Annotated in this window: 23 protein-coding genes, 1 pseudogene and 1 riboswitch; of the genes and pseudogenes, 16 read left to right on the top strand and 8 right to left on the bottom strand. The window is 64.8% G+C overall.

All coding sequences use genetic code 11. The features are described from left to right. The 7 genes from IEX49_RS15920 (at window position 1) to IEX49_RS15890 (ending at window position 7,996) form a co-directional block, all read left to right on the top strand. Window positions 1-1,158, top strand: a complete 1,158-nt coding sequence (locus IEX49_RS15920; RefSeq protein WP_188807148.1) for an acyl-CoA dehydrogenase family protein — start codon at window positions 1-3, stop codon at window positions 1,156-1,158. A gap of 51 nt (window positions 1,159-1,209) precedes the next feature. Further along, a complete protein-coding gene (locus IEX49_RS15915) occupies window positions 1,210-2,406 on the top strand; it encodes a C4-dicarboxylate TRAP transporter substrate-binding protein (RefSeq protein WP_229672822.1) in 1,197 nt (398 codons plus the stop codon). Beyond that, the gene (locus IEX49_RS15910) at window positions 2,403-4,532 is read left to right on the top strand and encodes a TRAP transporter large permease subunit (RefSeq protein ID WP_188807144.1); all 2,130 of its coding nucleotides are present in this window, start codon (window positions 2,403-2,405) and stop codon (window positions 4,530-4,532) included. The genes IEX49_RS15915 and IEX49_RS15910 overlap by 4 nt, the downstream gene beginning before the upstream one ends. Then, complete coding sequence (locus IEX49_RS15905; protein ID WP_188807142.1) at window positions 4,532-5,668, top strand: CaiB/BaiF CoA transferase family protein; 1,137 nt, start codon at window positions 4,532-4,534, stop codon at window positions 5,666-5,668. Before IEX49_RS15910 ends, IEX49_RS15905 begins: the two co-directional genes overlap by 1 nt. After that, window positions 5,665-6,870 (top strand): MFS transporter, encoded by a 1,206-nt coding sequence (locus IEX49_RS15900; RefSeq protein ID WP_188807140.1) that lies wholly within the window; start codon window positions 5,665-5,667, stop codon window positions 6,868-6,870. The genes IEX49_RS15905 and IEX49_RS15900 overlap by 4 nt, the downstream gene beginning before the upstream one ends. Window positions 6,871-6,907: 37 nt before the next feature. Continuing rightward, window positions 6,908-7,630: a nitroreductase gene (locus tag IEX49_RS15895; RefSeq protein WP_229672812.1), complete on the top strand. Its 723-nt coding sequence runs from the start codon at window positions 6,908-6,910 to the stop codon at window positions 7,628-7,630. Between the two features lie 138 nt (window positions 7,631-7,768). Further along, a complete protein-coding gene (locus tag IEX49_RS15890) occupies window positions 7,769-7,996 on the top strand; it encodes a hypothetical protein (RefSeq protein WP_188807138.1) in 228 nt (75 codons plus the stop codon). Here the strand turns inward: IEX49_RS15890 and IEX49_RS15885 are convergent. Continuing rightward, window positions 7,985-9,463, bottom strand: a complete 1,479-nt coding sequence (locus tag IEX49_RS15885) for an aldehyde dehydrogenase family protein (protein WP_229672811.1) — start codon at window positions 9,461-9,463, stop codon at window positions 7,985-7,987. The two genes, IEX49_RS15890 and IEX49_RS15885, sit on opposite strands and share 12 nt — an antisense overlap. 83 nt (window positions 9,464-9,546) lie before the next feature. Further along, window positions 9,547-10,242: a GntR family transcriptional regulator gene (locus IEX49_RS15880; RefSeq protein ID WP_188807136.1), complete on the bottom strand. Its 696-nt coding sequence runs from the start codon at window positions 10,240-10,242 to the stop codon at window positions 9,547-9,549. Window positions 10,243-10,376: 134 nt separating this feature from the next. Here IEX49_RS15880 and IEX49_RS15875 point away from each other — a divergent pair, with 134 nt between their 5' ends. After that, on the top strand, window positions 10,377-10,781 hold the full coding sequence (locus IEX49_RS15875; protein WP_188807134.1) for a carboxymuconolactone decarboxylase family protein: 405 nt from the start codon (window positions 10,377-10,379) through the stop codon (window positions 10,779-10,781). Window positions 10,782-10,871: 90 nt separating this feature from the next. Here the strand turns inward: IEX49_RS15875 and IEX49_RS15870 are convergent, their stop codons facing one another. The 3 genes from IEX49_RS15870 to IEX49_RS15860 form a co-directional block, all read right to left on the bottom strand. Beyond that, entirely contained in the window at window positions 10,872-11,597 is a 726-nt protein-coding gene (locus IEX49_RS15870) for a sulfite exporter TauE/SafE family protein (RefSeq protein WP_229672810.1), read from the bottom strand. Window positions 11,598-11,664: 67 nt separating this feature from the next. Beyond that, the gene (locus tag IEX49_RS15865; protein ID WP_188807130.1) at window positions 11,665-13,158 is read right to left on the bottom strand and encodes an SLC13 family permease; all 1,494 of its coding nucleotides are present in this window, start codon (window positions 13,156-13,158) and stop codon (window positions 11,665-11,667) included. A 68-nt stretch (window positions 13,159-13,226) separates the two neighbouring features. Beyond that, entirely contained in the window at window positions 13,227-14,144 is a 918-nt protein-coding gene (locus IEX49_RS15860) for an NAD(P)-dependent oxidoreductase (protein WP_188807128.1), read from the bottom strand. A gap of 291 nt (window positions 14,145-14,435) precedes the next feature. Between IEX49_RS15860 and IEX49_RS15855 the strand changes: the two genes are divergently transcribed. The 4 genes from IEX49_RS15855 (at window position 14,436) to IEX49_RS15840 (ending at window position 18,045) form a co-directional block, all read left to right on the top strand. Continuing rightward, window positions 14,436-15,023 carry an FAD-binding protein gene (locus tag IEX49_RS15855; RefSeq protein ID WP_229672809.1) on the top strand — a complete coding sequence of 196 codons (588 nt, stop codon included), beginning with the start codon at window positions 14,436-14,438 and terminating at the stop codon, window positions 15,021-15,023. Beyond that, entirely contained in the window at window positions 15,020-15,895 is an 876-nt protein-coding gene (gene chcB2, locus IEX49_RS15850) for a cis-4-hydroxycyclohexanecarboxylate dehydrogenase (protein WP_229672808.1), read from the top strand. The genes IEX49_RS15855 and chcB2 overlap by 4 nt, the downstream gene beginning before the upstream one ends. Window positions 15,896-15,991: 96 nt before the next feature. Beyond that, complete coding sequence (locus tag IEX49_RS15845) at window positions 15,992-16,924, top strand: HNH endonuclease (RefSeq protein WP_229672807.1); 933 nt, start codon at window positions 15,992-15,994, stop codon at window positions 16,922-16,924. A 65-nt stretch (window positions 16,925-16,989) separates the two neighbouring features. Next, window positions 16,990-18,045 (top strand): hypothetical protein, encoded by a 1,056-nt coding sequence (locus IEX49_RS15840; protein ID WP_188807126.1) that lies wholly within the window; start codon window positions 16,990-16,992, stop codon window positions 18,043-18,045. Window positions 18,046-18,106: 61 nt separating this feature from the next. On the opposite strand, the pseudogene IEX49_RS15835 reads toward IEX49_RS15840, so the two are convergent. Continuing rightward, window positions 18,107-19,413 (bottom strand): annotated as a pseudogene (locus tag IEX49_RS15835) (ISL3 family transposase). A 445-nt stretch (window positions 19,414-19,858) separates the two neighbouring features. Between IEX49_RS15835 and IEX49_RS15830 the strand changes: the two are divergent. The 4 genes from IEX49_RS15830 (at window position 19,859) to IEX49_RS15815 (ending at window position 24,640) form a co-directional block, all read left to right on the top strand. Next, entirely contained in the window at window positions 19,859-20,671 is an 813-nt protein-coding gene (locus tag IEX49_RS15830) for a hypothetical protein (protein WP_188807124.1), read from the top strand. A gap of 221 nt (window positions 20,672-20,892) precedes the next feature. Further along, the gene (locus IEX49_RS15825; RefSeq protein WP_188807122.1) at window positions 20,893-21,360 is read left to right on the top strand and encodes a hypothetical protein; all 468 of its coding nucleotides are present in this window, start codon (window positions 20,893-20,895) and stop codon (window positions 21,358-21,360) included. Between the two features lie 29 nt (window positions 21,361-21,389). After that, window positions 21,390-21,483, top strand: a riboswitch (TPP riboswitch). After that, on the top strand, window positions 21,474-23,168 hold the full coding sequence (locus IEX49_RS15820) for a bifunctional hydroxymethylpyrimidine kinase/phosphomethylpyrimidine kinase (protein WP_229672806.1): 1,695 nt from the start codon (window positions 21,474-21,476) through the stop codon (window positions 23,166-23,168). (Overlaps the previous riboswitch by 10 nt.) Beyond that, entirely contained in the window at window positions 23,165-24,640 is a 1,476-nt protein-coding gene (locus tag IEX49_RS15815; protein ID WP_229672805.1) for an MFS transporter, read from the top strand. Before IEX49_RS15820 ends, IEX49_RS15815 begins: the two co-directional genes overlap by 4 nt. Here IEX49_RS15815 and IEX49_RS15810 read toward each other — a convergent pair. Together IEX49_RS15810 and IEX49_RS15805 are read right to left on the bottom strand one after the other, a co-directional pair. Beyond that, the gene (locus IEX49_RS15810; RefSeq protein WP_308421960.1) at window positions 24,603-25,160 is read right to left on the bottom strand and encodes a DUF6036 family nucleotidyltransferase; all 558 of its coding nucleotides are present in this window, start codon (window positions 25,158-25,160) and stop codon (window positions 24,603-24,605) included. The genes IEX49_RS15815 and IEX49_RS15810 overlap by 38 nt on opposite strands. Then, window positions 25,157-25,666 carry a helix-turn-helix domain-containing protein gene (locus IEX49_RS15805; RefSeq protein WP_188807121.1) on the bottom strand — a complete coding sequence of 170 codons (510 nt, stop codon included), beginning with the start codon at window positions 25,664-25,666 and terminating at the stop codon, window positions 25,157-25,159. The genes IEX49_RS15810 and IEX49_RS15805 overlap by 4 nt, the downstream gene beginning before the upstream one ends. Window positions 25,667-25,696: the final 30 nt, after the last annotated feature.

Genomic DNA, 25,696 nt, shown 5'->3' with positions numbered 1-25,696 from the left:
ATGAAGACACTTGTCAACACAGCAGGCCTGAGCGAGGACCAGAAGATGGTCCGCGAGGCCGTCCTCGAGATCCTTGAGTCCACCCTCCCCAAGGAGGAGATCCGCCGCATCGACGAGGCTAAGGAATTCCCTCAGGCCGCCTATCAGGCACTGGCGGAGAGCGGATTCCTCGGCCTGTTCTTCGAGGAGGAGTACGGGGGCGCCGGCGGGTCCTACAAGGACATCACCAATTTCATGGAGACCCTGGGGTACCACTACGCGGGCATCGGTCAGGCTGTCATGATCACCTCCGTCTACGCCGGTGGCCACGTGGCCAAGTTCGGCAGCGATGAGCTCAAGAAGCGCATCCTCCCCGGCGTCATCGACGGTTCCGTCAAACTGGCGCTGGCCATGTCCGAGCCGGGCACCGGATCCGACGTGGCAGGTCTCTCGACCAAGGCGGTCAAGCAGGACGGCGGCTATGTTCTCAACGGAACCAAGGTGTGGATCTCCGGCGCGCATGTGGCCGACTACATCGTGGTGATCGCCAAGACCGACCCGAACGCCGAACGGCACCAGGGCCTGACCACGTTCCTGGTGGACGTCACAAGCCCCGGCGTCACCATCAATCCCCTGAAGATGTTGGGCCGGCGGACCACCCACGCCAACGAGGTGGTCTTCGAGAACGTCGTCGTTCCCGAGGAGAACCGCATCGGAGAAGAGGGCAAGACCTGGAAGAACCTCATGAAGTGCCTGGCCGGAGAGCGTCTCGGCCTGGCCGCCATCGCGGCCGGTAACTGCTACCGCGTGACGGAGGACGCCCGGGAGTATGCGCAGGAGCGCGTGCAGTTCGACCAGCCGATCTCCTCGTTCCAGGTCATTCAGCACAAGCTGGTGGATATGTGGCTCATGGCCGAGCAGGCGCGTCAGGCCACGTACCGGGTCGCGGAGCTGCTCGACGCCGGCGAACTGGCCATCGAGGAGACCTCGGCTGCCAAGATCATCGCCACGGAGAACAACTTCAAGGTCTCGGACATCGGTTTGCAGGTCTATGGCGGATCTGGTTACGCCATGGAATATGACATGCAGATGTACTTCCGTGACTCCCGCGTCGGCCCGATCGGCGGCGGAACCAATGAAATCCAGCGGAATGTCCTCGCCAAGAGGATGGGCCTCTGACCTACGGAACCAGGCCATAAGGCCTGCCCGGGTCAAGGAAGCGTGAGCACAATGACAACTCATGGAAAGAAGCGCCCCTCGAGGCGCATGCGGACCGTCGCCGGTGTGGCGATCGCCCTGATGGCCGGGACCCTCGCCGGCTGTGGGGCCACCCCCTTGGGGGCGGCCTACTCGGAAGACAACCCTCTGGTGCTGCGGTATGCGGACTACACCAGCGCCACCTCGGGCGGGCCCTTCCAGGCCTTCGCGGATCAGGTCACCGAGGAAACTGACGGGCGGATCGACTTCAAGCAGTACTGGGGCGGTAGCTTGCTCGGTACTGCGGACATGCCGGCGGGTATCCGCGGCGGTGTGGCTGATCTGGGCATGTTCACCGCTACCTACTATGGCAGCGAATTTCCGTTCACGGAGTGGATCAGTTCTTTGGGGAGCGTCTCCTCCACGGACTACCCGGACGGCATCCTGCAGGCTAATGCCGCCCAGGCAGATTTCGCCATGAACTCAGAGCAGGTCAACGAGCAATTCGAAGACCGCGGCATCAAGCTGCTGTTCTCGTCCCACTCGATCACCAAGTACGACATCATCTGCACCTCCCCGGTGACATCGTTGGCAGACGCCAAAGGCAAGCGCGTCCGTAGTGGCGGCGCCTTGTGGGACCGGGAGTTGGCGGCTGCCGGCATGATCCCGGTGAACGTGTCCATCACGGAGACCTACGAGGGACTCCAGCGCGGCGTGATCGACTGTGCGCTGGCTTCGCCCAAGACAGTCACCGCCTACAGCTTGTGGGACGTGGCCAAGCACTACACGGAGATCCCGCTGTCCGGCATCAACGCCCAGTACGCGATCATGAACCTGGACCAGTGGAATGCCCTGGAGCCCGAAGACCGGGACGCAGTGTGGGATGCCGGATACACCTGGTGGCTCGAATACCTCAAGTACGAAGGCCTCGGCCTGGAGGAGAAGCTCCGCACGGAGGGCGTTGAGGACAAGGGGCTGACCTTCCTGGAGGGAGAAGACGACCTCGTCGATGCCATCGAAGACCAACAATCCAAGGTCGTAGACCAGATGCCGGCTTCGGCGCCGGAATCCCTGGAAGACCCCGAGGCTGTCATCGATGACTACGTCACCACCATGGACACCTGGCTCGAACGTGTGCAGGACATGGACCTGGGCACGCCTGAGGACATCGACCTCTCCGAATATGAGGAGACGGTCAAGAGCAAACTGTGGGATAGGAACCGGCCATGACCCCCAACGGCGTTACTCAACAGCTCACCGGACAGCGGACAGCGTCCACTCACGACCAGGACGGTGTCATGGGCCATCCGGATGCTGACGACCTAGTGGTCATGCCGACTTCCGAACCGAAACAGCCGGGGATGGGCGGGACATGGCTGACGCGGGTGGCCCACCTGATCAGCAAGATCGGCGGCCAGGTCGCCGGTGTGCTGACCATGATCCTGGGCCTGCTGATCGTGGCCGACGTGGTGATGCGCCTGCTCCACCAGCCGATCACGGGTGTCCTGGAGATCACGCAGTACGCGCTGATGCCGCTGCTGGTGTTCCTCTCGCTGGCATTCGCTCAGTCCATCGGCGAGCACATCCGGGCGACCATCCTGGTGGACCGGCTGGGCCCCAAGGATGCATTGGTGGCTAACCTCACGGCCCAGGCGATCAGCCTGGTCGCCACGGTCACTCTTGCGGTCGCCGCCGTGGCCAGTGCCTCCTTCGCCACGGAGATCCAGCTCGTGGCACTGGGCGCCGTGGAGATCCCGGTGTGGCCGGTCAAGATCCTTGTCGCACTCGGTCTGATCCTGTTGGCGGTGCAGATCGTGGCCACGATGGTGGACATGGTCATCGCAGGCCGGGTCGATCCCGAATCCGTGCTGGTGGAACGCCGTGTCTCTACTGAGTTGAAGAGCGCGCAGAACATCGAGGCACCTGCCGCCGAGATCGCCAGCCGGAGATTGATGATCGGTGCCGTAGTGGTGATGCTCGCCCTGATGGTCCTGGTCCTCTTCGGTCCGGTCGGCGACCTGACCATCGGCATCCTGGTGATCGCTCTGTCCATCGTGCTGATGCTGGCCGGCATCCCCATCGGCTTCGCCATCCTGATCCCGGCTGCCGTGGGCCTGTGGCGGATGTCCGGGTTCAACGCCGTGCTGGTGAGTTTCGAGGACATCCCCTTTGACACCACCGCCAGCTGGAGCCTCAGCGTCATCCCGATGTTCATCCTCATGGGCACCGTGATGGGCCGCTTCCAGCTGACGGCTCGACTGTTCGAGGCGGCGAAGGCCTGGATGGGCGGGCTGCCCGGCGGATTGGCGATCTCCACGAACTTCGCCGGTGCAGGTCTCGCCGCGGCCAGCGGCAGTTCTATGGCCATCACCTACTCCCTGGGCCGGGTGGCCATCCCGGAGATGCTCAAGGCGGGGTACAAGCCCAAGCTGGCCACCGGTTCTGTGGCAATGTCCGGAACCCTCGGCATGCTCATTCCCCCGTCCGTGGTGCTGGTGGTCTACGCCAGCACGGCGGGAACCGCGGTGGGCCCGCAGCTGACGGCGGCGGTGCTGCCGGGCGTGGTCCTGGCCATCGCCTTCTCTGTGGTGATCCTGTTGTGGTCCCTGGCGGACAAGAAGCTCGCGCCGAAGGCCGCGGGCGGAAGCGTCTCGTGGACGCACCGCTTCCGGACCCTGCCCGGGGTGATCCCCATGACCGTGATCATCCTGGCGATCATCGGCGGCATGTTCTCCGGCCTGTTCACACCCACCGAGGCGGGCGCGGTAGGCGCCCTGCTTGCCATCGTCATGGGCTGGGCCTTCAGTGACGACCGCAGCTGGAAGACGTTCTGGCCCCGGATGATCGATTCGCTCAAAGAGACCGTGGCCGGCGTGGCTCCGATCTTCCTGCTGCTGATCGGCGTCCATGTGCTCACCCGGGTGGTCGCGCTCTCCGGCCTGGCCGAGGCGCTCGCCGAATGGGTGCAGTCCATCGGCCTGACCCGGACCATGCTGCTGTTGCTGCTGATCCCCGTGTTCATCCTGATGGGGATGTTCATGGACAGCCTGGCCATGATCCTGCTGACCGTCCCGGTCCTCGCCCCGGTGCTGACCGCCCTGGACGTCGACCTGATCTGGTACGGCATCTTCATGGTCATCCTGGTCGAGCTGGGCATGGTCACCCCGCCGATCGGCATCCTCAGTTACATCGTCCACCGGGTGTCCCAGAACCCCGAGGTGAATGCCGGAACACCGGTCAGCCTGATCGACGTGTTCAAGGGTGTCGGTCCGTTCCTGCTGGCGGGCATCGCCATGCTGGTGTTCATCATCTTCGTCCCGGAGTTCGTCCTCCTCGGGGCGACAGGAGGCTCCTGATGCCCGGCGCACCTGAGAAGGGGCCGGGACAGCAGCGGGGTCCGCTGGCCGGCATCCGGGTACTCGAGGTCTTCGCCTTGGGGCCTGTGGCACTGGCCGGCACTATCCTCGCGGACCTGGGCGCCGACGTCGTACTCGTGGCCCGTCCTGGCTGGCTGGAGAGCCAGGGGAACCAGCTGGACGGCACCCGCAGGGGCCGCCGCGTCATCGAACTGGACCTGAAGTCCGACGACGGCCGCCTCGCCTTCCTAGAGGCGGCCGCGGGAGCCGACGTGGTGCTGGAGGGGTTCCGGCCCGGGGTGCTGGAACGCCTCGGGCTCGGGCCGGACGAGCTGCTGGCACGCAACCCGCGGCTGGTGCTGGGCCGCATGACCGGGTGGGGTCAGGACGGTCCCCGCAGCCAGAGCGCTGGGCATGACCTCAACTACCTGTCCCTGACCGGACACCTGGCCGCCATCACCGGAGCAGACGCCCAGCCGGCCATCCCCCTGAACCTGCTGGGGGATTACGGCGGAGGCACCATGTTCCTGGTCACGGGAGTGCTCTCCGCCCTCCTCGAGCGCGCCGCCTCCGGGCGGGGACAGGTGGTGGACGCCGCCATGGTGGACGGAGCCTCGATGCTCGGGCAGTGGGTCTGGGCCATGCGCGGCGCCGGCCGCTGGTCGGACGAGCCGCGGTCCAACATGCTGGACGGTGGCCGGCCCTGGTATGAGGTGTACCGCACCCGGGACGGACGGCACATGGCGGTCGGTGCTCTGGAGCCGGCCTTCTACGCCCAGCTCCTGTCCGGGCTGGGCCTGGACGGCACCGCGCCCGAGCGCACCGCCCCGGACCGCGACGACCCGGCCACCTGGCCGGCCCTCCGCGACTTGTTCACCGAACGGTTCGCCGAGCACGACCAGGCCCACTGGACCGAGGTCTTCGACGGGACGGATGCCTGCGTCACCCCGGTGTTGACGTATGCCGAAGCCGAGCGGGACGAACACCTGGGCAGCCGGGGCACGCTCATCGAGGTGGACGGCGTGGTGCAGCCGGCGCCCGCGCCGCGTTTCTCCCGCACCCCGGCCCCGATGCCGGCCGACCCACAGACCCTGCGCACCTCACCAGAGGACCTGTGGGGGCCCGCCCGGCCATGACCATGTTCGCAGCACCTACGGCCACCCCGTGGCCAGCCCATCGGATGGCCGCCTCGCTGTTTCTGGTGCTCGGCACGGACATGTTCATCGTCTCTCCGCTGCTGCCCCAGATCAGTGCCACCTTCGAGGTGAGCAGCGGTGAAGCCTCCGTGGTCGGGTGGAGCTTCTCCCTCGTCTACGCCCTGCTCAGCCCCGCCGTCGCGTTGATCACCAACCGCTTCACGCGGCGGTCCGCCATGTGGTTCGGCGCCGCGGTGTTCAGCGTCGGGGCACTGGGCGTGGCCCTGATGCCCACGCTGGGACTGGTGGTGGCCGCCCGGGTGGTTGCCGCCGTCGGCGCCTCCGTCATGGGACCGCCCGTATGGTCCTTCGCCACGGAGACCGCCGCTCCGCACGAGGTCGGCAAGGCCGTGGCGGGCGTGGCCTCGACCTTTGCCGCCGGACAGATCGTCGGGGTGCCCCTGGGAAGCCTGATCGCCTCGTTTGCCTCGTGGCGCTGGGCCTTCCTCGGGCTCGGCGTGATCGCGGCCGGGCTGGCCGTGTTGATCGGGCGACGCCTCGGCGCCGAGGCCCGGGTGCCGGAGAAGGCCCGGCTCAGGGTGGCCCTGGGCGACTCCCTGGGCCTGTGGCGCCAATCGAACTTCAGCTTCCTCGTGATGGCCAACTTCTTCGCACAGGCCACCCGGTACGCCACCTACACCTTCGCCGGTGCCCTGCTCTTCACCCAATTCGAGTTGGACACCGCGCAACTGGGGCTCGTGGGAACCGCCGTGGGCGTTGGATCCCTGATCGGTGCCTCGACGGGCGGCCGGCTGGTGGACTGGATCCATGCCCGGAACGGCTCGCAGCCGCTGCTCAACCTCATCTATGCGGGCCTCATGACCTGCTTCATCGTGTTGGCCACCGCGGCGGACAACCTCTGGTTGTCCCTGATCGGCTGGGTGGTGACCTTCGCCGCCGGTGCGGCCTTCGTCAGCAACGGCCAGGAGATGCTGACCCACTCGGCCGGCACGAACCGCGCCTACGCCCTGTCTTGGAACAACGCCGCCCTCTACGGGGGTATGGCGGTGGGGACCTTCATCTTGGGACTGGTCCCGTTGGGCGAAGCCCCCTTCGTCGCGGTGGCTGGGGCGCTAGGCCTGCTCACCGTGATCGCCAGTGTTCTGTTGTGGCGGCGGGTGGGGACCGGCGCGGCGACGTGATCTATTCGAAGAGCTAATGAATCGAGGAGACCCAGATATGACGTACAAGACCATGACAGCTGCATACCCCACCGACGGCGCTGCTGATGATGCTGCGGCCGGACTGGAACGGCTACTTGCCTCCCGCCACAGTTGCCGGGCCTTCACCCCGGAGACCGTGGACCGCGCCGTACTGCAGCGCGTCCTGGCCATGGCGCAGCGCACCGCCACCTGGTGTAACGCCCAGCCTTGGACGTCCTATGTCCTGTCCGGCGACACCCTAGAGCGCACCCGTGAGGCCCTGACCGCACACGTCACCTCTGGCGCGGAGAAGGCGCCGGATCTGGTGGACCCGGAGACCTACACGGCAGAACGGCTGGCCCGACGTCGGCAGGCCGGGTTCGCGCTGTACGGTGCCCTGGGCATCGGCCGGGAGGATCGCGAGGCTCGTGGCCGTCAGCATCTGGAGAACTTCCGGTTCTTCGGCGCACCCCACGTGGTGTTGGTGACCCTGGCCGCCGAGCTGCGGGAGTACGGGGCCGTGGACATCGGCGCCTACATCGCCACACTGCTGTTGGCCGCCGAGTCCTGTGGTCTGGCCTCCATCCCACAGGCGGCCCCGGCGTTGTACGCCCCGGCACTGCGGGAGACGCTGGTGATCCCGGCCGATAAGCGGATCGTGGCGACCGTGGCCCTGGGCTACGAGGACACCGCCGCCGCGGCCAACGCGTTCCGGGTGCCGCGGGCTGAGCTGGGGGAGAGCGTGCGGTTCCTGGACTGAACGACCCTGGACCAAGAGATCTTCTAATTCCGACAGTCCACGATGGACTCCGGCCAATCGATATCCGCTCGAGGGGCAAGCCTTTCTACAAGGCAGGCCAGCGGCTGTACGCGGCTGCACTCCGGGGTCGCCGCCGCTGTGTCCGTGTTCGGTGGTGGGTATTCGGAGGACGGCTCCCACATCGGGTCGGCTCTGGTCTTCGGCTACCGAATGGATCGGGGCATCGTGGAGCTCGCTGCCGAGTCCGGTTCTTCTGAGGCTCTGGAGCGGACCACGGAGGTCGGTGCGCCCTCCTCCTTCGTGGAGGAGGTGACCGTCAGCGTGAGGATGTGCCTGCCGTGGCGTGGCGGGCCGTCAGCGCAATGACAGGGTGACACTCTTCAACTGCGTGTAATGGTTCAGCGCCTCAATCCCCTTCTCTCGGCCGTAGCCGCTCTTCTTTTGGCCTCCGAACGAGGCCTGGACAGCCGCCGTGGACCAGGTGTTCACGTAGATCTGACCGGCCTCGATGGCTTCGGACACACGGATGGCTCGGGGGAAGTCCTGTGTCCAAACGCCGCCCACCAACCCGAAGTCGGAGTCGTTGGCGATCTCGATGGCTTCGGCCTCCGTGTCGAAGGGGATCACCACGAGGACCGGCCCGAAGATCTCCTCCCGGGCGATGCGCATGGAGTTGTCCACGCCGGTGTACACGGTGGGGGTGAGGAAGAAACCGCCTTCCAGTCCGGGGATGGGCTCGGCCATACCGCCGGTCACCGCTGTGGCGCCTTCCGCCCGGGCGATGCTGAAGTACTCCTTGACCTCGTTGAACTGTCCCTGCGTGATCATCGGACCCATGTCGGTGCCCGGCCGGATCTGCCGGGCGATGTCGGCAATCTTGACTACGAAGTCGTCGTGGACGGAGCGCTCGACCAGGAGCCGGGTCCCCGAGGAGCACACCTGCCCCGCGTTCGTGGTGAACGCCCGGACTGCCTCCGAGGCCGCGAAGTCAAGGTCCGCATCAGCGAAGACGATGTTGGCGGACTTGCCGCCAAGTTCCAACGTCAGGGGCAGGACCCGGTCCGCAGCGACATGGCCGATCTCCTGACCCACGGCGACGGACCCCGTGAACGCGACCTTCCGCACGTCCGGATGATGAATGATTGCGCTCCCGACGACTGCGCCCTGACCGAGCACCACATTGAAGACGCCGTTCGGCAGGCCGGCCTCAGTCGCGAGCTGGGCCAGTGCCACGGTTGACTGGGACGTGGATTCAGCCGGCTTGACCACCACGACATTGCCGGCGGTGATGGCCGGCGCGACTGCCCGGGCGGCTTGGTTGATCGGCAGATTCCACGGGGTGATCACACCGACCACGCCGAATGGCTCGCGCAGGGTGTAAACATGCTGGTCTGGGGTGACATTGATGACCTCGCCCTGCGGCAGGTGGGACAGGCCGGCGTAGAACTCGAAGTACTCCGCGGCCCCGCGGACCTCTGAGGCGGCGACTGCTGGGGGCTTGCCTGTCTCGGCGATTTCGAGGTCAGCCAGAAACTCGAGGTTTGTCCGGATCAACCGAGCCAGCGCGGCGATCACCTCGGCGCGCTCAGTGGAAGCCGTCTTGCGCCATCCCCAGGCCGCACCGCGGGAGGAGGCGACAGCGGCATCGACGTCAGCCGGGGTGCCGAGGCAGACCGTGGCACCGGAAGTGCCGGTCGAGGGGTTGACCATCACTTGGGTGGCCCCGTCCGCCGCGGGGCGGGTTGCTCCATCGATCCAATGCTGAATGACGTCAGGTTTAAGCGGGTCGATCGTGGTGTCCCGCCGTGTTTTGAGATCGGCAATTCTGTCCACGGAGTCCTCCTGAGACGGTCAGCTTGTTTCTCTAATACAGTAATACAGTATTATTAGAGTTGAATGCCGGCGGCCTTTTTGACTTAGGGGACGAGCGCATCCTCGATGTCTTGCTGGCGCAGGGTCTTCAGGGCCAGCTCCCCCGCGCGGGAGATGTGGGCTTCGCAGGCGGCGCGAGCGGCTGCCGGATCGCGATCAACCGCGGCCGCCGTGGTGACCGTCTGCAGTTCCCTGATGGACTCCTGCGGGCGCCCCGGAGCCTGTAGGGACAGGCTGCGGAAAAGTCGCGTCCGGCCATGGATGCTGGCGACCATGGACTGCAGGACGGCATTGTGCGTGCCGGCCAGCAGGGAGTCGTAGAACCTGTCCTTGGCGTTGACCTGATCCTTGAGCGTCCCCTCCTTCAGGGCAAGGTCCAGTCGCTGGTGCTCGCGGATCAACCCATCGCATTCGTCGGCGGTGGCGGCTTCGGCGAACAATTCGCCGGCCAGGCCCTCCAAGGAGCCTCGGACCCGATAGAGGTCTTGGACGTCCTGCTCCGTCAGTACGACCACGACGGGGCCGCGATTCGGCTCGACCTGGATGAGCCCCTCGGTCTCCAGTTGGCGGAGGGCTTCCCGCACGACCGTCCGCGACACCCCGTAGCGCTCGCACAGCTGGCTCTCGACCAGGCGCTGGCCCGGGGCAAAATTCCCCTCGTGGATATCGTCCCGCAGTCCCTCGGCCACTTGATGGCGCAATGGGGCGGCGACACGCTTGATATGGGTTGCTTCAGTCATATGTCCATTGTCCCTGTCTCGCCGGCGGCCTGCCCTGGATGGCGTTTGCTAGAAGACCATAATACCGTATTATGACTTTGGAACGCGCGTCGCGAATCACGTCGTGACCGCACCCGAGATTCGAAGGGGTCCCCATGACCAGCGAAGCCCAGCAGTACATCAATGACATGGCCGAGAAGCGCGGCTATGTGCTCGACTATCACAAGATTATGGCCACCGCTGATTTCGAGGTCCTGAAGGCGGCGAATACGGTCGTGTCGTCGGCCTACCTGAAGCCACGACTTCTGGACGCCAAGACCAAGGAACTTCTGTTCATCCTGAGCCTCACCGTGATGCGGGCCCCCAAGCCGCAGCTGAAGAGTCACATCCAGGTGGCGTTGGACCACGGTGCAAGCCCACAAGAGATCCTCGAGGCCATCGAGATCGCCCTTCCCGAGGCCGGGATCGTGGCTTTCCAGTACGGCGTAGAGGCCTGGCAGGAGGTCATCCAGGTGGAGACTTTGGAGCCGGAGGTTGCCGTCCATACTGGAAAGGCCTGACCTGCCATCTGTGTGTCCCACCGGGGCCGAACGGTACATTCCGTTCGGTCCCGGTGCTTTTTCCTGAGAACCCTCCTCCCGGTGCCATCCTCAGCCGGCCAACAGCCGTGAGATACCGCGGATCAAGGTGGCGCAGGAACCGAGTACGACGATGGTGACGGCCAGGCGCTTGGCGGCCGTGGGCGGAACTCGTCGGGCTACCGGTCCGCCTATCAGGACGCCAACAGGCACGCTCGCCACGACAGCAATGATCAACGGCCAGGAAGGCATGCCGGTTGCCGATCCCAGGCCCACCACTGACTTGGTGGCGATGGAGACGACCGCCATGGTGAGGAACAACGGTTGAAGGGTGGCGGCGAAGGGTCGATGGGCCCAGTTCGTGACGCGTGCATAAACGAGGAGGGCGGGGGATGCGACGCCGACGGCGGTATTGAGGAACCCTCCCGCGATGCCGGTCGCGATTCCCGCTCGTGCCAGAGGTGCTTCCGGGAGTGCGGGCAACAGCGCGGTGCCGCCAACTGCGATGAGCAGGACGATGCCGAAGACGACCTCCAACAGCCCCGTCCCCGCGGTGCTGAGCAACAGCGCCGCAGGGACGGAGCCGATCACCACTACCGGGGCGATCTGCAAGTACCTTCGCCAATCGATGTCTGCCCTGACGGCCAAGGTCATCAGCGAAGAAGATGCCACGGCGATGACATTCGTCATGAGGATCCCTGCCACCGGGCCGATCAAGAGAACCAGTACGGGCGAGACGACGAGGCCGACGCCCATGCCACTGGTCCTCTGGATCATGCAGCCGATGAGCACGGCCACGATGACGAAGAGAAGCCCTACCTCCACGGGTGACGACTTGGCCTTGAGTGCGGTGGTCGATGGCTGCTCAGAAGACCACCGGGAACCAGAGCATGATGATCGCCGTGACGTAGAAGGCGTGAAGGATGTTGAGCCAGAACCCTGCCCCGACCATCTCTCGGATGGTGACCTTTCCGGTTCCAAAGGCGATGGCGTTCGGGGGCGTGGCCACCGGCAACATGAAGGCGAAGTTTGCTCCCAGCGCCGCCGCAAGCATCAGCGGAACGGGGTCCATGCCGACTGCGTCGGCGACGACCGCGAAGACCGGGATCAGCAGAGTGGCCGTGGCAGTGTTCGACGTGATCTCGGTGAGGAAGAGCACCAGGAGGACTCCGACGAAGATCACGATGACAGGCGGGGCGCCCTCGAGGATCCCCAGGCTGTTGCCGAACCACTCGGACAATCCGGATTCTTCGAACCCGAGTGCGATGGCGAGGCCGCCACCGAACAGCAGTAGCACGTCCCACGGCACCTTGGAGGTGTCCTTCCATGTCAGGATGCGGCCGCCGTCGGTAGAGGGGAGTAGGAAGAGCAGGAGGATGCCTACGGCCGAGATGATGCCGTCTGAGATCTGCGGGATGAGGTTGGACCACAGGAAAGTCCGGGTGACCCACATGAAGGCGATCGTGGCCGAGGTGATGAGCACGAGGATCTCGTTCCGGGACATCTTGCCCAGGGCGTGCAGTTCCCGGTGGATGACCTCTTTGGCCCCAGGGACAGGGTGGTGACCGACCTTGAACTGAATCCGAGTCAGGTACAACCAGATGAGAATCGTGGAGATCAATGCAGCGGGGATCCCGAACAGCATGTACTGGGCGAAGCCGATCTCGGTGTCGGCGACCTCCATGGATTGCGCGGCGAAGATGGGAGTGGGCGTGCCGGAGATCAGGGTGCCCATACCGCCAGCGGTGGCCGCATATGCCGTGCCGAAGATCAGGGCCTTCTCCAGGATCCGGACCTTGCGGTTCTCTTCCTCGCTCTCGTTGAAGTGGAACTGGCTAAGGATCGAGAGGGCGATGGGGATCATCATCATCGTCGTAGCGGTGTTGGAAATCCACAGAGAGACGAACATGGTGGCCAACATGAAACCCAAGACCAGCCGCGCCGGATTGGTGCCCATGACGTTGATGATCTTCAGGGCGATTCGCCGGTGGAGGTTCACTTTCTCCAGCGCGGCGGCGATGATGAAGCCACCCAGGAACAGGAAGATGATGTCGTTGGCATAGGAGGCGATGACATCGTTGCGTTCAGCCACACCGAAGATCGGGAAGAGGATCAGGGGGATCAGGGCCGTCGCCGCAAGTGGCACCGTCTCAGCTATCCACCAGGTGGCCACCCAGGCGGTGATGGCGAGTACTGACTGAGCGGTCGTTCCCATTCCACCCAGGTCAGGGATGGATATGAGAACGAGGAACAAGGCGGGACCCAGGAGGCCGCCGATCAACTTGGCGGAGTTGCCTCTGGGCTTCTTGTCCTTGGTTTTCGTGGCGCTTTTGGGCGCGATCGTACGAGTGGTGCTCATGAGAAGTGTCCTGTCTGGGGAGAGTGCGGGTCGTCGTGGACGGCCGCCGTGGCAGGTGGCTCCGGGATCTACCGTGAGCGCAAGGTGGTGTGGTTGATGTTCTCCACGTAGCGAGCCAGTTCGGTATGGTCCGGCCGTTCGCTTTTCAGTGAGGTTCGGGCCTTGCCTGCGACCTCGTTGGCAAGGCCGACGATGGGAGCTTCGATTGCACCGGATCGGATGAGGTCCATGGCGATGCCCATGTCCTTGATCATCAAGTCCATGGCGAAGCCCGAATCAAACGTTCCGGTCAAGATGTGCTTCGGGTACTTGACCTCGGTGGCCTGGCTTCGGCTCGTCGAGGAATTGATGACGTCCACCATGGTGGACGGTTCAATGCCATTGGCCTGGGCGACGCAGAGGATCTCGGCGGCCGCGGCGAGGTTGGTGGCCGAGAGCAGGTTGTTCAGTGCCTTGGCGGCGTGGCCGGCTCCCGAGGGACCAGCCTTCACGATAGCCCCGGCCATGGTCTCGAGGTGGGGCATGGCGGTCTCGACTGCGTCCTCATCGCCGCCGACCATGACCGACAGTTTGCCCGTCTTCGCCTTGAGGACCCCACCGGAAACGGGGGCGTCAACGAGGCTCAGGCCGAGTTCCGCTGCCTCCGAGGACAGTGCGCGGGTGCTGCCAGGCTCGGACGAACTCATGTCGATGACCAGCGCCCCGGCGGTGAGCTGTTGGAACAGGCCTTCCTTGCCTTGAAGCGTTTCTTCGACGATCTTGCTGTTCGGCAGCATGAGGATGACGGTCTCAATTCCCTCGGGCAGATCGGCGAGGTCGGTCAGAGCCAGGGTTCCGGTGTCCTGGGCCACGTCTCGCGCCGTCTCGGCGTTGATGTCGTAGACATAAGCGGGAAACTCTGTGGAGTACTGCGCGACCATGGGGCGGCCCATGTTGCCGAGTCCGATGAACAAGCTCTTCGGCTGGATGTTTGTCTGGGTGCTCATGTGGCAATACTCCGTGCGTTGGTGACTCGTTGGGGAGGACGTCAGACCGTCCGAGTGGCTAATACGGTATTACGGTAGTACTGCTGGTCCGAAAATGAAAGCCGCGTCACAGATCTGCGTCGCGGAAGACACATGCCCGAGATACCCTCGCGAGGTTCGGCGTGGAGTGTGGAACCGCAATGGTCGCCTCGGCGCAGGGCGCCGGGGTGCGGGTGTGGACGGGTACTCCGGTTCAGGGGTTGGTGACCGACGACGACGGCGCCGTCACCGGCGCGCTCTTGTCCGGTGAGCATGCCGGCACCGTGCGGGCACGGCTCGGCGTGGCGCTGGCCGGTGCCGGCGGCACAGCCCACGTCGATCCCGCGCCAGCTGTTCTATGCCGCGGACTACCTGGTCAAGGGTGAGACCGTGGCCGAGCTGGCCGAGAAGATCGGCGTGGACGCCGCCGGCCTGCAGTCCACGATCGACCGGTTCAACCAGGACGCGATCGCGGGGGAGGACACCGAGTTCGGCCGTGGATCCACCGCCTACAACCACTTCCGCGGGGACATGGACCACAAGCCGAACCCGAACCTGGCCACCCTGGACCAGGCACCGTACTACGCCGCGAAGGTGCGGATGGGGGACCTCGGTTCCTTCGCCGGGATCGACGTGGACTCCCGCCACGCGGTGATCCGCGAAGACGGGAAGCGGATCCCGGGCCTGTACTCGGTGGGTGCCGCCGCGGTGTCCGTGTTCGGTGGCGGCTACCCGGGCTACGGCTCGCACATCGGCCCGGCCCTGGTGTTCGGTTACCGGATGGGCCGGGACATCGCCGAGCTCGCCGCCGAGTCCGGCTCTGCTGATGCGCTGGAGCGGGCCATGGAGGTCCAGGCTTGAGTTCGGCTGATCCTGTGGGGGCCGGCGCTGGGACTGGTGCTGTCACAGGCCAGAGGCCCGACGCCGGCCCCCGGCTGGGTGTGGACCCCTCGCCGTTCGCGGGGCGCACGGCGGTGGTGACCGGCGCCGCCGGAGGCATCGGTGCGGCGACCGCGCGGATGCTCGCCGCCCGCGGAGCCGCCGTGGTGATCGGGGACGTGGATCCGCAGGCGGCCGAGGTGGTCTCTGAGGTCGAGGGTGCGGGCGGCCGTGCGCTGTCTGTGCGCTGCGACGTGACCGCCGAGGAGTCGGTGGCGGCGCTGATGGACGCGGCGGCGGAGTTCGGCAGTTCTGCTGGTGGAGTCGTTGGTTCCGGGAATGTGGATGTCCTGGTGGCCAATGCCGGCATCGCCGAGCGCAAGGGGCCCCTGCATGAGCTGGACTTGGACCACTGGCGGACGGTGCTGGACATCGATCTGACCGGGGTGGCTCTGTCGCTGAAGCACGCGCTGCGGCATATGGCTGCTGCCGACGACGGGCGGGGGAGCGGGGCGGTCGTAGCCGTGTCCTCGATCATCGGTCTCGTCGGCCAGGCCAACTCCGCGCCGTACTCGGCGGCGAAGGCGGGGGTGGCCAACCTGGTCCGCTCCGCCGGGCTGGGCTACGCAAAGACGGGGATTCGCGTCAACGCGGTGGCCCCGGGCTACGTGGAGACCCCGCTGACCGCGGGTCTGGACGAGTCGGTCCGCTCGCAGATGACCGCCCGTCAGCCGATCGGACGCCTCGGAACCCCCGAGGAAGTCGCCGAGGTCATCTGCTTCCTAGCCTCCGACGCCGCGACCTTCGTCACGGGTGCCGTCTGGTCGGTAGATGGCGGCTACGTGGCGCAGTAGCGATGAATAGAGCTACCGGTATGTGAATCCCGTAGTCCGACTTGGTCGTAGCTTCTGCTCACGCTGCGGCGTGATGCTTCTCAGAAGGAGACCGCTGTGGCGGAGCCGGTGGAACTGCGGAAATCTGCGATCGCGTGGCTCAAAGAACGCACCAGCGATGGTCTCGAACCATTAACTCGCGAGGACATTCTGGACTTCACCTACCAGGGGGAGCCGTTTGTGCTCCAGTCCACCCAGCAAGGCATCCGGAAGCCACGCGACTTCGAAGCGGCGTTGTCCTTTCAGACGGTTTACCGCCCTCCTGGTCAGAAGCGGCCCTACGAGGATGACATTGGTGCTGACGGACTCATTCGATATGTATTGCGCGGAGATAACCCGAATCACCCCGAAAATCGGGGTCTCCGGCAGGCCATGGAGTTGCAACTCCCGTTGATCTGGTTCGTAGGAGTGGCCATGGTTCCGGCGAGGTTCCAGGTAGTTTCGCCGGTTTACATTGTCCGCGAAGAAGTCGAGTTGAAGCGTTTCGCATTGGCTCCAGTGAACGAAACCGACATGCTCCCAGAGATGATGACGGGGTCAGCCATGGAAGAATCGCTCCGGCGATACTTGCGGCGGGAAACGAAGATCAGGCTGCACCAACCAGTCTTCAGGTCTACGGTCCTCATTGCCTACGAGAACCATTGCGCCGTCTGCAATCTCGCCCACCCACAACTTCTTGATGCCGCTCACATCGTCCCTGACCGCGAGGAGTTCGGCATTGCCTCTGTCGTTGATGGCATGGCTATGTGCAAGATTCATCATGCCGCATTCGACGGTTGCTTCCTTGGGATCCGTCCTGACCACGTGGTCCAGATCCGCGAGGATCTGCTTGACGAAGTCGATGGCCCGATGCTCCGTCACGGACTTCAAGAACTTCATGGCAAAAGACTGATGGCGCTTCCGAAACGGAATGCGGAGCGTCCTCGACACGATCTTCTTGAAAAAGCGTTCGAGAGATTCCGAAGCAAAGCGGTTGACGGGGTTGCGTGACTTCATAGGAGGCTTGACAGGACGATCAGAATCGCCGCAACTACGATCTGAGGGACAATCGGATCATGCCTCAGATCCGCGCTATCGTCTTTGACTCGAATGTATTCGGCAAGGATGCATTGCCGAACGCGAAAACAATCTCGCAATGGGCGGCAGCTTGCTCAAGGCATGGGGCGGAGCTATGGATGTCTGAGATCGTTGTCTATGAGCTAGCCCAACATGCAGCAGATAAGCGCGAGAAATTCATCAAATCCTACGAAACCCACCGGCGAGAGGTGGAGAAGTGGGGGATCCAAATTCGCGATCAGATATCGACTATTAGTGTTGACGAAGTCTATTCGGCTATCGAGAAATCGGGTGCGATCATCGTTCCGCTCGAAGACGGGGACGCACGCGAAGCGCTCTTGGATCAGGTGTTAGTTCGAGCCGCTGGCCAACGCAAGTCGGGCGTCAAGACTGGGGCTGCTGACAGCGCATGGATTCGTTCCGTCGTTAGCTACAACGATGATGAACCCGATGGCTTGATCGTTGTAACAGGCGATAGTCACGCACTGAAGCAAACTTGTGCGAGCTTGCGCGTGGACGTTCCGCAGCACGCTAAGAACTTGGGGGAATTGCAACATCTCCTCGATGAGTCGGAGGTCGCATCGGAGCACCTTTTCTCGCTCTTTGCAACCTGGGTTCAAGATCAATTCGTGAACTCTGTCCAAGGGCGGTACACGGATACGATCGGTGAAGACGTCGAAATGCTCGCGGATTTCGGCGACCCGAACTGGTGGGACCTACCTGGTTTGCCGGACGATGGTTACGAGACCTGGGAGAAGCAGAGCGTAAGCGTTGGCAGCGTGGAGTCAGCCGAGATCATAGGCGATGTCGAGTATGACCGCTGGTCAGGGAGCTTGTACGCCGAAATTGAGGTCGAGTTCAATGTAGAGGAGCAGTTAGCTCGTCAAGACTCGTCGGGCCACGAACTGAAGTATGCAGTTCGTAGTTTCCCTCTTCGTGCACGCGGGGCAGTAAGGGCTTCCCTTGATGGCGAGGTCATAGACTTCGACGGACGGTTGGAAGACGTCAAACTTTTGACCGTCGATTATGATCAAATTGACTGGCAATCAATCTAGTCTCTTAAATATGCAACGCCTCTCGATGTCTACATTGTTTGACGGCTGATTAACCGGCTCTTCACAATCCAGGGTGTAGCAGCGGCCTGAATCCACCGCTCTCGAGCAGGGATCGGGCGATGTAGTTGGTGAGGTTCCGGAAGCCCAGGGCGGAGCCACGCAGGTGCTCGAGGCGGCCGTTAATGGCCTCGGTGGGTCCGTTCGAGGTCCCGGGCCGGTCGAAGTAGGCCAAGATGTCCGCCGCTCGCTTCTTCAGCGTCCGGCCCAACGCGGCCAGCTCCGTGAGCTTCTTCGGCACTGCACGGCCCAGCTTGGCGATCAGTGACTGCATCATCGTCTTGCCCTTGGCTCTGTCCGGTTGCCGGTAAGCGGCGACTATGTGCTGGTAGAACGCCCACGTCGCCTCAACCTCCACGTGCTCATCGCCCTCGAAGACAGCCTGAATCCGGGAGTACTGCCTGTCCGTGAGTAGGTCCGCACCAGTGAGCAATGTGCGGCGGGCCTTGTAGAGCGGATCGGCCTTGCGGCCGCGGTGGCCGTGGACCTGTTGCTGGACCCGGCGCCGGCAACGCTCGACGGCATCTCCGGCCAGCCGGACTACGTGGAAGGGATCCATGACCGCCACCGCCTCGGGACCTCATCCTCGGCGGCGGTCTTGAAGCCGGTGAACCCGTCCATGGCCACGACGTCGATGCCGTCCTGCCAGTCCTGGTCTCGTTCGGCCAGCCAGGTCTTGAACACCTTCTTCGACCGGCCTTCCACCATGTCCAACAGGCGGGCCGGGCCGGTCCCGGCCCGCAGCGGGGTGAGATCGATGATCACGGTGACGTACTTGTCCCCACGCCGGGTGTGTCGCCACACGTGCTCGTCCACGCCGATCGCGGTGACCCCGTCGAACCGGGTGGGGTCGTCGATGAGCACCCGCTTGCCCTCGGCCAGCACGGCGTCGTTGGCGGTGTTCCACCTGACCCCGAGTGCTTCGGCGATCCTGGCGACGGTCAGATGCTGCATGACCAGGGCTTCCAGGGCCCAGCGCAGTGCGCGGCGGGAGACCTTGGCCTTGGGTTCCGCCGCGGCGGTGGTGTCCTGGCGCCACACGTGGGCGCAGCCATCGCACCGGTAGCGCCGGACCGTGATGTGCAGGGTCGTGGGCCTGAAGCCCAACGGCTCATGGGCCAACCGGCGGATCACGGTACCCCTTGGGGTGCCCCGGGATCCGCAACGGTGGCACCAGTCATCGGGGTCGACAACTCGGCAGGCCAGCACCGCCCGGCCTGGTTCCAGACGTTGGCCGAGGGCCTCGAGGCCGAGTTCGTCCAGGCGGCAGAACTTGGTCAGGTCACAGTCATCGAAGGTAGCGTTGGGCACGTCGAGGTCTTTCAGATGGCTTGTGTAGGAACTTCCATCTTCGGAAGGCCTCGACCTCTATCTAGCTATCGCCGCGCCGATCCTCCGAGACTCCCGTCTACACCCTCGTTTGTGATGAGCCGATTAACCGCGGAGTGCCACCTTTCCCTCTAACTATGGTGAGGCGGGCGACGCTGCATAGGATCCGAAAGTGACGCGGTCTGCGCGGCCCTGGTGGATGCGGGATGCGCCTTGGCCCTCCCCGTGGAACCTGGTCTGGCTCTTCCTAGCGAATAGAAGTTCGCGCGCCGTTTTCCTTTCCTATCCGGTTTCTGTCGAGTCTTGCTTGCTCCGCTTCGGCCTCCGGAGACTTTCCGGTAGGAGTTTGCTCGAGAAGCCGCGATGGCACTCTGCGTCTCTTCCTGTTGGCACGTTTGCGGTCCGGTGCGGGGGTTACTCTTTGAATATGAGTGAGCTTGAGATTCCGGACTTGGCGGAGTTGGGCATGCCCGGCATATTTACGGGCGCAGGTGCCTTGGGACTCTACTGGACACTTGGCCCGTCAATTAAGGCAGTTGGTAGCGCGTTCGGTCAATGGACCGAGTATCGAATGAACAACCTGCTCAGAATCGGAGAGAGAGTGAGCGAGCGCCGCGACTCACAATCGGGCCTGGATGATGGCAAGCCTAGAGCCGTTCACCCGAGATTGGCCGCGGATCTCATTGAGAACTCGTCTTGGATCGATGACGAGCTCCATCAGGAATACTTCGCGGGGCTCATAGCTGGCGAAACCGGATCGTCTGACGACGGCCTCTTTTACTCCCGGATTGTCTCCAATCTGACATCTTCTCAGGTCAGGCTTCACTTCTTGATCTACAGGGCTTACGAGGGTTCGTTTGCATTTGTGCAGTCATCCAGGTTCAACGGAGGCGAGTCAGATCTTCGGCAATTGATGGTGAGGGCACCCAAAACGGCGTTCGCCGAGACCATGGAAATGGACTCCGCATCGGGTTCGTCTTGGGCGGCGGCTGTACACGGCTTGGAAGCGGCAGGGTTGGTTACTGAGATCGCCCCGATCTCCAAGGGAGCAGAAATCATCGGCGCAATTCCGTCTTTGCTGGGTGCAATTGTTTACCACCGAGCGCTGTCCTACACGCCAATCGGGGTTGACGCGATTCGTTGCGACCGAGATCAACTCAAGCGCATAGGTGGACACTCTTATGCACCTTTCCCGGATACTGCCCCGAAATTGACGGGGGTTACCTTCGGTTTGAGGTGAACGAAAAGCCAAGTTCGACACACATCGCTTGTGGCCGTTCAAGCCGGTCAGCCTAGCTATCACCAATTCATCAACTCGGCCTGGGAAAAAATGCCCGGCGCCATGCCGCCAATGATGAGTCCGCCTTCCTAAGCTTCAGCCTTCGAGCTCTGGCATTCTTCGATCACCCATACTTCAGGGGTGAATTGAATGATGTACCACCAATAGTCGTCTTTGAGTCTTTGGCATTCAAAGTTCGGCCGATCGCATTGACCGATGGCGATGACTCTTCCTTGTGGCCAACAATCGCCCGCCTCGAAAAGATCAGTAGTGACGAAAAAATGTGTATCGACTTGCGAAAACGTCTCTGGGCGTGGTTCACCGCCACAGACGAGGACATCACCCAGTTCTGGCTGCTAAATCGAGACTCTTCTGCGCCTCCATTGGGCAAAAATGCCCAAATCCTCGAGTACGAACCTGAACCGATATATGAACTCTGGAACCTGGTATACGGAGATGGCCCACATTCTGACTTTGAGCGGATTCTTGTGAATTCGAGCATAGAGCATGACTCGGACGCAGGAGCTCGGCCCGTCTGGCATCAACTTCGGATGATCGCCTATCTGGCTTCGCTTCGAGGATTGGTGATCGCTATTCACAACTCGGTGCTGGACTACACGGCAACCAACGGGTCGAAAAGGTCGGGCTGAGAACCGGCGATTGGACCCGCCTATACTGGGCCGCGGACACGGGGTGCGCCGACCGGCGCTGAGATCAAACCCGTGGAACCTGATCTAGTTCGAACTAGCGAAGGGATGTCCGCGTGACTTCTTCTTGCCATATCCAATTTTCGCCCAGCTCCGCCCTGCCCTCAGTGCCCCGCGTGCTGTCCATCGCCGGCACCGATCCGTCCGGGGGAGCGGGCACCGCCGCGGACCTCAAGTCGATCACCGCGGCCGGCGGTTACGGCATGAGCGTCGTGACCGCCCTGGTCGCCCAGAACACCCACGGCGTGCGAGACCTCCACGTCCCGCCCGCCGACTTCCTCGCCGCCCAGCTGCGCGCCGTTAGCGACGACGTCACCCTCGACGCCATCAAGACCGGCATGCTCGGCACCGCGGAGATCATCGCCACGGTCGCCGCCTGGCTGGACGACCTTCAACCCACAATCCTCGTGGTCGACCCGGTCATGGTCGCCACCAGCGGGGACCGCCTGCTGCAGCCCGAGGCCGAGCAGGCCATGGTCGCCTTCTGCCGCCGTGCCACCGTGGTCACCCCCAACATCGACGAGCTCGCCGTGCTCACCGGCCAGCCCCGTGCCGCCGCGGAGGACGAGGCGCTCGAGCAGGCCGCCCGCTGGTCCGCGGAGACAGGGGTGGCCGTCGTCGTGAAGACCGGCCACCTGGACACCTTGACCGTCACCAACACCTGGCTGTCCCCGGACGGCGCCCGCATCGCCGTGCCCTCCACCCGCGTGGACACCACCAGCACGCACGGCACCGGCTGCTCCCTGTCCTCCGCCTTGGCCACACGCCTCGGCCGCGGGGACAGCCCCGCCGCCGCCCTGGCCTGGGCCACCGACTGGCTCCACGAGTCCATCACCCACGGCGCCGCCCTGCGCGTCGGCTCCGGCCACGGCCCCGTGGACCACGGCCACCGCGCCCGCCGGCTGCAGGCCGCCGCCTCATCCGCCCCCTGGCTGATGCCCGACGCCGTCCCCCACCTCCTCGAGACACCCGCCGGCCTGGGTGCCCCGCGGGCAGGCGACGACGGCCACAAGGTCGCCGTCCCCGCACCGGCCCTCGCGCCGCCCGGCCCCTGGACGGCCGCGCTCTGGGCTGCCGGGGCGGAGACCAATACGGCCATCGCGGATTCCGACTTCGTCCGCGCCCTGGTGGACGGGTCCCTGCCGCAGCACGCCTTCGCGTTCTACCTGGCCCAGGACGCGCTGTACCTGAACGGCTACGCCCGGGCCCTGGCCGCACTCGCCGCCCGCAGTACCGACCCGGCCTCCCAGGTGTACTGGTCCCAAGCGGCCACCGGGGCACTGACCGAGGAAGCCGAGCTGCACCGCGGCTGGCTCGGCACCGCAGACCATGGAGCCTTGGATCCAGCCCCCAGCCCGGTCACCGCCGCCTACACGACCTTCCTGCTGGCCACCGCCCTCGGGGAGGACCGGGCCGTGGGCGTGGCCGCCGTTCTGCCGTGCTTCTGGCTCTACGCCCAGGTCGGGGCCGCCCTGCCTGCCGTCCCCGCGGACCACCCCTATGCCGCCTGGTTGGACACCTACCGGGATCCCGGCTTCGTCACCGCCACCGAGCAGGCGCTCGCCCAGCTGGAGGCCGAGATGGCGGCGGCCTCCCCGGCCGTGCGCGCCGCCGGGGCACGCGCGTTCCTGACAGCCTGCCGGCACGAACTCGAGTTCTTCGACCAGGCCTTGCGGATCGAACCCGGCGGGGAAGCGGCGCTGCCCGCCGCCGCGACCAACCGTCCGGAACTGGCCGGGAGCGCCCGGTGACCGCCGCTGCCACGGCCCCGGCCGCCGTCGTGCATCTGCCCCCGGAGGGCAAGGCCGCCCTGCGGGCCGGGGTGGTGGGCAACTGGATCGACAACATCCACGTGTTCCTGCCGCTGACCGCCCTGGCCCCGGCGATGCTCGTGCTCGCCGGGCCGGCCGCCGCCGCGTCCACCGGGGCGCTGATCGTCATCGCGATGCTGCTGGGGCGGCCGATCGGCGGGGTGGTGTTCGGGCGCATCGCCGACCGGCTCGGGCGCACCCGCACCACCCGGATCGCGATCGCCGGGACCGCCCTGTGCGCCCTGGCCATCGCGGCCACCCCCACCCACGAGATCCTCGGCGCCGGGACCATCGGGCTGATCCTGGCCCTGCGGTTCCTGTGCGGGATCTTCGTGGCGGGGGAGTACTCGGCGGCCATCCCGTTGGCCATGGAGTGGTCCGCACCCCGGCGCCGCGGGCTCATGAGCGGGCTGATTCTCTCGATGGCCCCGTGGGCGCAGGCGTCCATCGCGTTCTCCGTGGCCGGGCTGCTCGCGCTGATCGGGCCAGACGCCTACGCCGCCTGGGGCTGGCGACTGCTGTTCGTGCTCGGGGCGCTGCTCTCCGTGGGGATGCTGGTCTACTACTCCCGGCAGGTCACCGATGCCCCGGTGTTCCACCGCAGCCGGCAGCGGGCGGAAGCAGTCGAGAGGGCGGAGCAGGTTGACGGGAGGCAGGAGGGCCGGGCGCAGGAGGTACCGGTGGGGCGCGGCGGCCCGAGCCGGAAGGCTGGGCTGCGCCAGTTGCTCGCCGGCCGGTGGGCGCGAGCCTTCTGGCAGGTCTTCGTGCTGATGACCGGGCTGTGGCTGCTGACCAACACCACCGTGTTGCTGCTGACCGACCGGCTGGCCACCGACTCCGCGCTGGAGCCCACCGCGGTCCCCGTGGTCATGGGGATCGCCTCCGTGGCGCAGGCCGTGGTGATGGCCCTGGCCGGGCACCTGTCCACCCTGGTGGGGCGGCGTCGGGTCTTCGTGCTGTGGGGTGTGGCCGCCGGGATCGCCGGGCCGGTGGTGTGGTGGCTGGCGGTGCACTCGCCGACCCTCGCCGCGGCGGCCGCGTGCGCCGCCGTGCTGCAGGTGATCACCGTCTCCGCCTACGGCCCCGTTTCCGCGTACCTGTCCGAGCGGTTCCCCACCGAGGTCCGCTCCACCGGCTACGGCTCCGGGTACAGCCTGTCCCTCATCCTGCCGGCGCTCTACCCCTTCTACCTGCCCGCGCTCGAGGCGGGGTTGGGGCGGGACGGCTCCGTGATGGCGCTCGTGGCGCTCGGCGGGCTGCTGCTCGTGCTCGGCGCGGCGCTCGGGCCGAAGCTGGCGCCCCGGGACCTGGACGGTGACCTGGACGAGGTCGCCGCGGGTGTGGTCGGGGCGGGGGCGGACAGGGACGGATCGGTCAGGTCTGACTACCTGAGGCCCTTCCAATGTTGTTGAGATGCGATCGGGACCGGTCTTTAAGGAACTGGTGTTCGTTCGAGATCAGTTCGTTGCGCTCGTGCAGGGTCTTCACATCGAGCATGCCGTTCACGATGAGTGCGTTGACGAACGTCTTGTCCTTCTCGCGGCCTGCTGCCAGCTTCGACACGGCGAGGTCGTGCGGCTCCAGGAAGTGAGGTTCCGCGGGAGCCGAGGAGAGGATGTCCCACCCGACCAGGCGATCCCGCCACCCTTCAGGGAGGATAGCTGTCTCAACATGGATGCCTTCTGCATAGAAGCCGTTCAAGGCGTGGAATCCGGACAGCTCGCCGATGATGCCCTCGACCTGGTCTGCTTTCCCTCGATCGGGATCATCGAGGAAGGCGATGTCGGCCTCGATCGATGCGGTAGCTTCTGCGGGCAGGTCGTCCTCGTCATAGGAGCCGAGGATCGATTGTGAGCCGATGACGAGCACGTCCTTGTCGCCCACGATGGTGCATGCCGACCGGAGGATGTGGGCCAGCTGCTGTCTGTTCATGCGGCGCGCTCCCCGCTGTGGTCCTGGCGCCAGTGCTGCTGGAATGAGCGCAGGACCTGCTGCCGCTGCTCATCGGTGAGGACGCTGGCGAAGGGGCTGTTCTGCCGAAGCTCGCAAGACAGTTCATCGGTTCCGGTCAGCACAGCGGCCACCTGATCCACGCCGCCCTCGATGACCGCACTCCATTGGTCGAGATAGTGCACGGACTTGCCGTCCGGGCGATGCGCGCACTTCCACCGAGCGATGTTGTCCCTAGCCGACTGAAGCACGACGGCGGGCTCCATCATGAGAGCGCCCAGCACTGCCCGATGAAGCCACAGGGATCTTTCCTGATTGCGAGTTAACTGCGGCGCTATGAGGCGAGCGAGGGAGTCGCGCCGGATCCGCCGATGTGTGCCGACCTTGATGGACGGCAGATCGCCGCGATCACAGAGGTCAACGATATGTTGCCGCGAGACACCGAGAATCTCTGCGGCACTGCCCGTGCTGAGCCAGTCATCGTCCATAGTAAAAGGCTACTCTTAAACGCCAAAAAC

Origin of the sequence: Citricoccus zhacaiensis (assembly GCF_014645315.1) — a bacterium.
Classification (GTDB): Bacteria; Actinomycetota; Actinomycetes; order Actinomycetales; family Micrococcaceae; genus Citricoccus; species Citricoccus zhacaiensis.
The sequence above is the reverse complement of the archived record's forward strand: the minus strand, read 5'-3'. Positions and strand labels throughout refer to the sequence as shown.

Excerpts from the sequence above, each read along its gene's own strand:
- IEX49_RS15920 (WP_188807148.1), top strand. The coding sequence starts at position 1 with ATGAAGACACTTGTCAACACAGCAGGCCTGAGCGAGGACCAGAAGATG.
- IEX49_RS15915 (WP_229672822.1), top strand. The coding sequence starts at position 1,210 with ATGACAACTCATGGAAAGAAGCGCCCCTCGAGGCGCATGCGGACCGTC.
- IEX49_RS15910 (WP_188807144.1), top strand. The coding sequence starts at position 2,403 with ATGACCCCCAACGGCGTTACTCAACAGCTCACCGGACAGCGGACAGCG.
- IEX49_RS15905 (WP_188807142.1), top strand. The coding sequence starts at position 4,532 with ATGCCCGGCGCACCTGAGAAGGGGCCGGGACAGCAGCGGGGTCCGCTG.
- IEX49_RS15900 (WP_188807140.1), top strand. The coding sequence starts at position 5,665 with ATGACCATGTTCGCAGCACCTACGGCCACCCCGTGGCCAGCCCATCGG.
- IEX49_RS15895 (WP_229672812.1), top strand. The coding sequence starts at position 6,908 with ATGACGTACAAGACCATGACAGCTGCATACCCCACCGACGGCGCTGCT.
- IEX49_RS15880 (WP_188807136.1), bottom strand. The coding sequence starts at position 10,242 with ATGACTGAAGCAACCCATATCAAGCGTGTCGCCGCCCCATTGCGCCAT.
- IEX49_RS15875 (WP_188807134.1), top strand. The coding sequence starts at position 10,377 with ATGACCAGCGAAGCCCAGCAGTACATCAATGACATGGCCGAGAAGCGC.
- IEX49_RS15865 (WP_188807130.1), bottom strand. The coding sequence starts at position 13,158 with ATGAGCACCACTCGTACGATCGCGCCCAAAAGCGCCACGAAAACCAAG.
- IEX49_RS15860 (WP_188807128.1), bottom strand. The coding sequence starts at position 14,144 with ATGAGCACCCAGACAAACATCCAGCCGAAGAGCTTGTTCATCGGACTC.
- IEX49_RS15855 (WP_229672809.1), top strand. The coding sequence starts at position 14,436 with ATGCCGGCACCGTGCGGGCACGGCTCGGCGTGGCGCTGGCCGGTGCCG.
- IEX49_RS15840 (WP_188807126.1), top strand. The coding sequence starts at position 16,990 with ATGCCTCAGATCCGCGCTATCGTCTTTGACTCGAATGTATTCGGCAAG.
- IEX49_RS15830 (WP_188807124.1), top strand. The coding sequence starts at position 19,859 with ATGAGTGAGCTTGAGATTCCGGACTTGGCGGAGTTGGGCATGCCCGGC.
- IEX49_RS15810 (WP_308421960.1), bottom strand. The coding sequence starts at position 25,160 with ATGAACAGACAGCAGCTGGCCCACATCCTCCGGTCGGCATGCACCATC.
- IEX49_RS15805 (WP_188807121.1), bottom strand. The coding sequence starts at position 25,666 with ATGGACGATGACTGGCTCAGCACGGGCAGTGCCGCAGAGATTCTCGGT.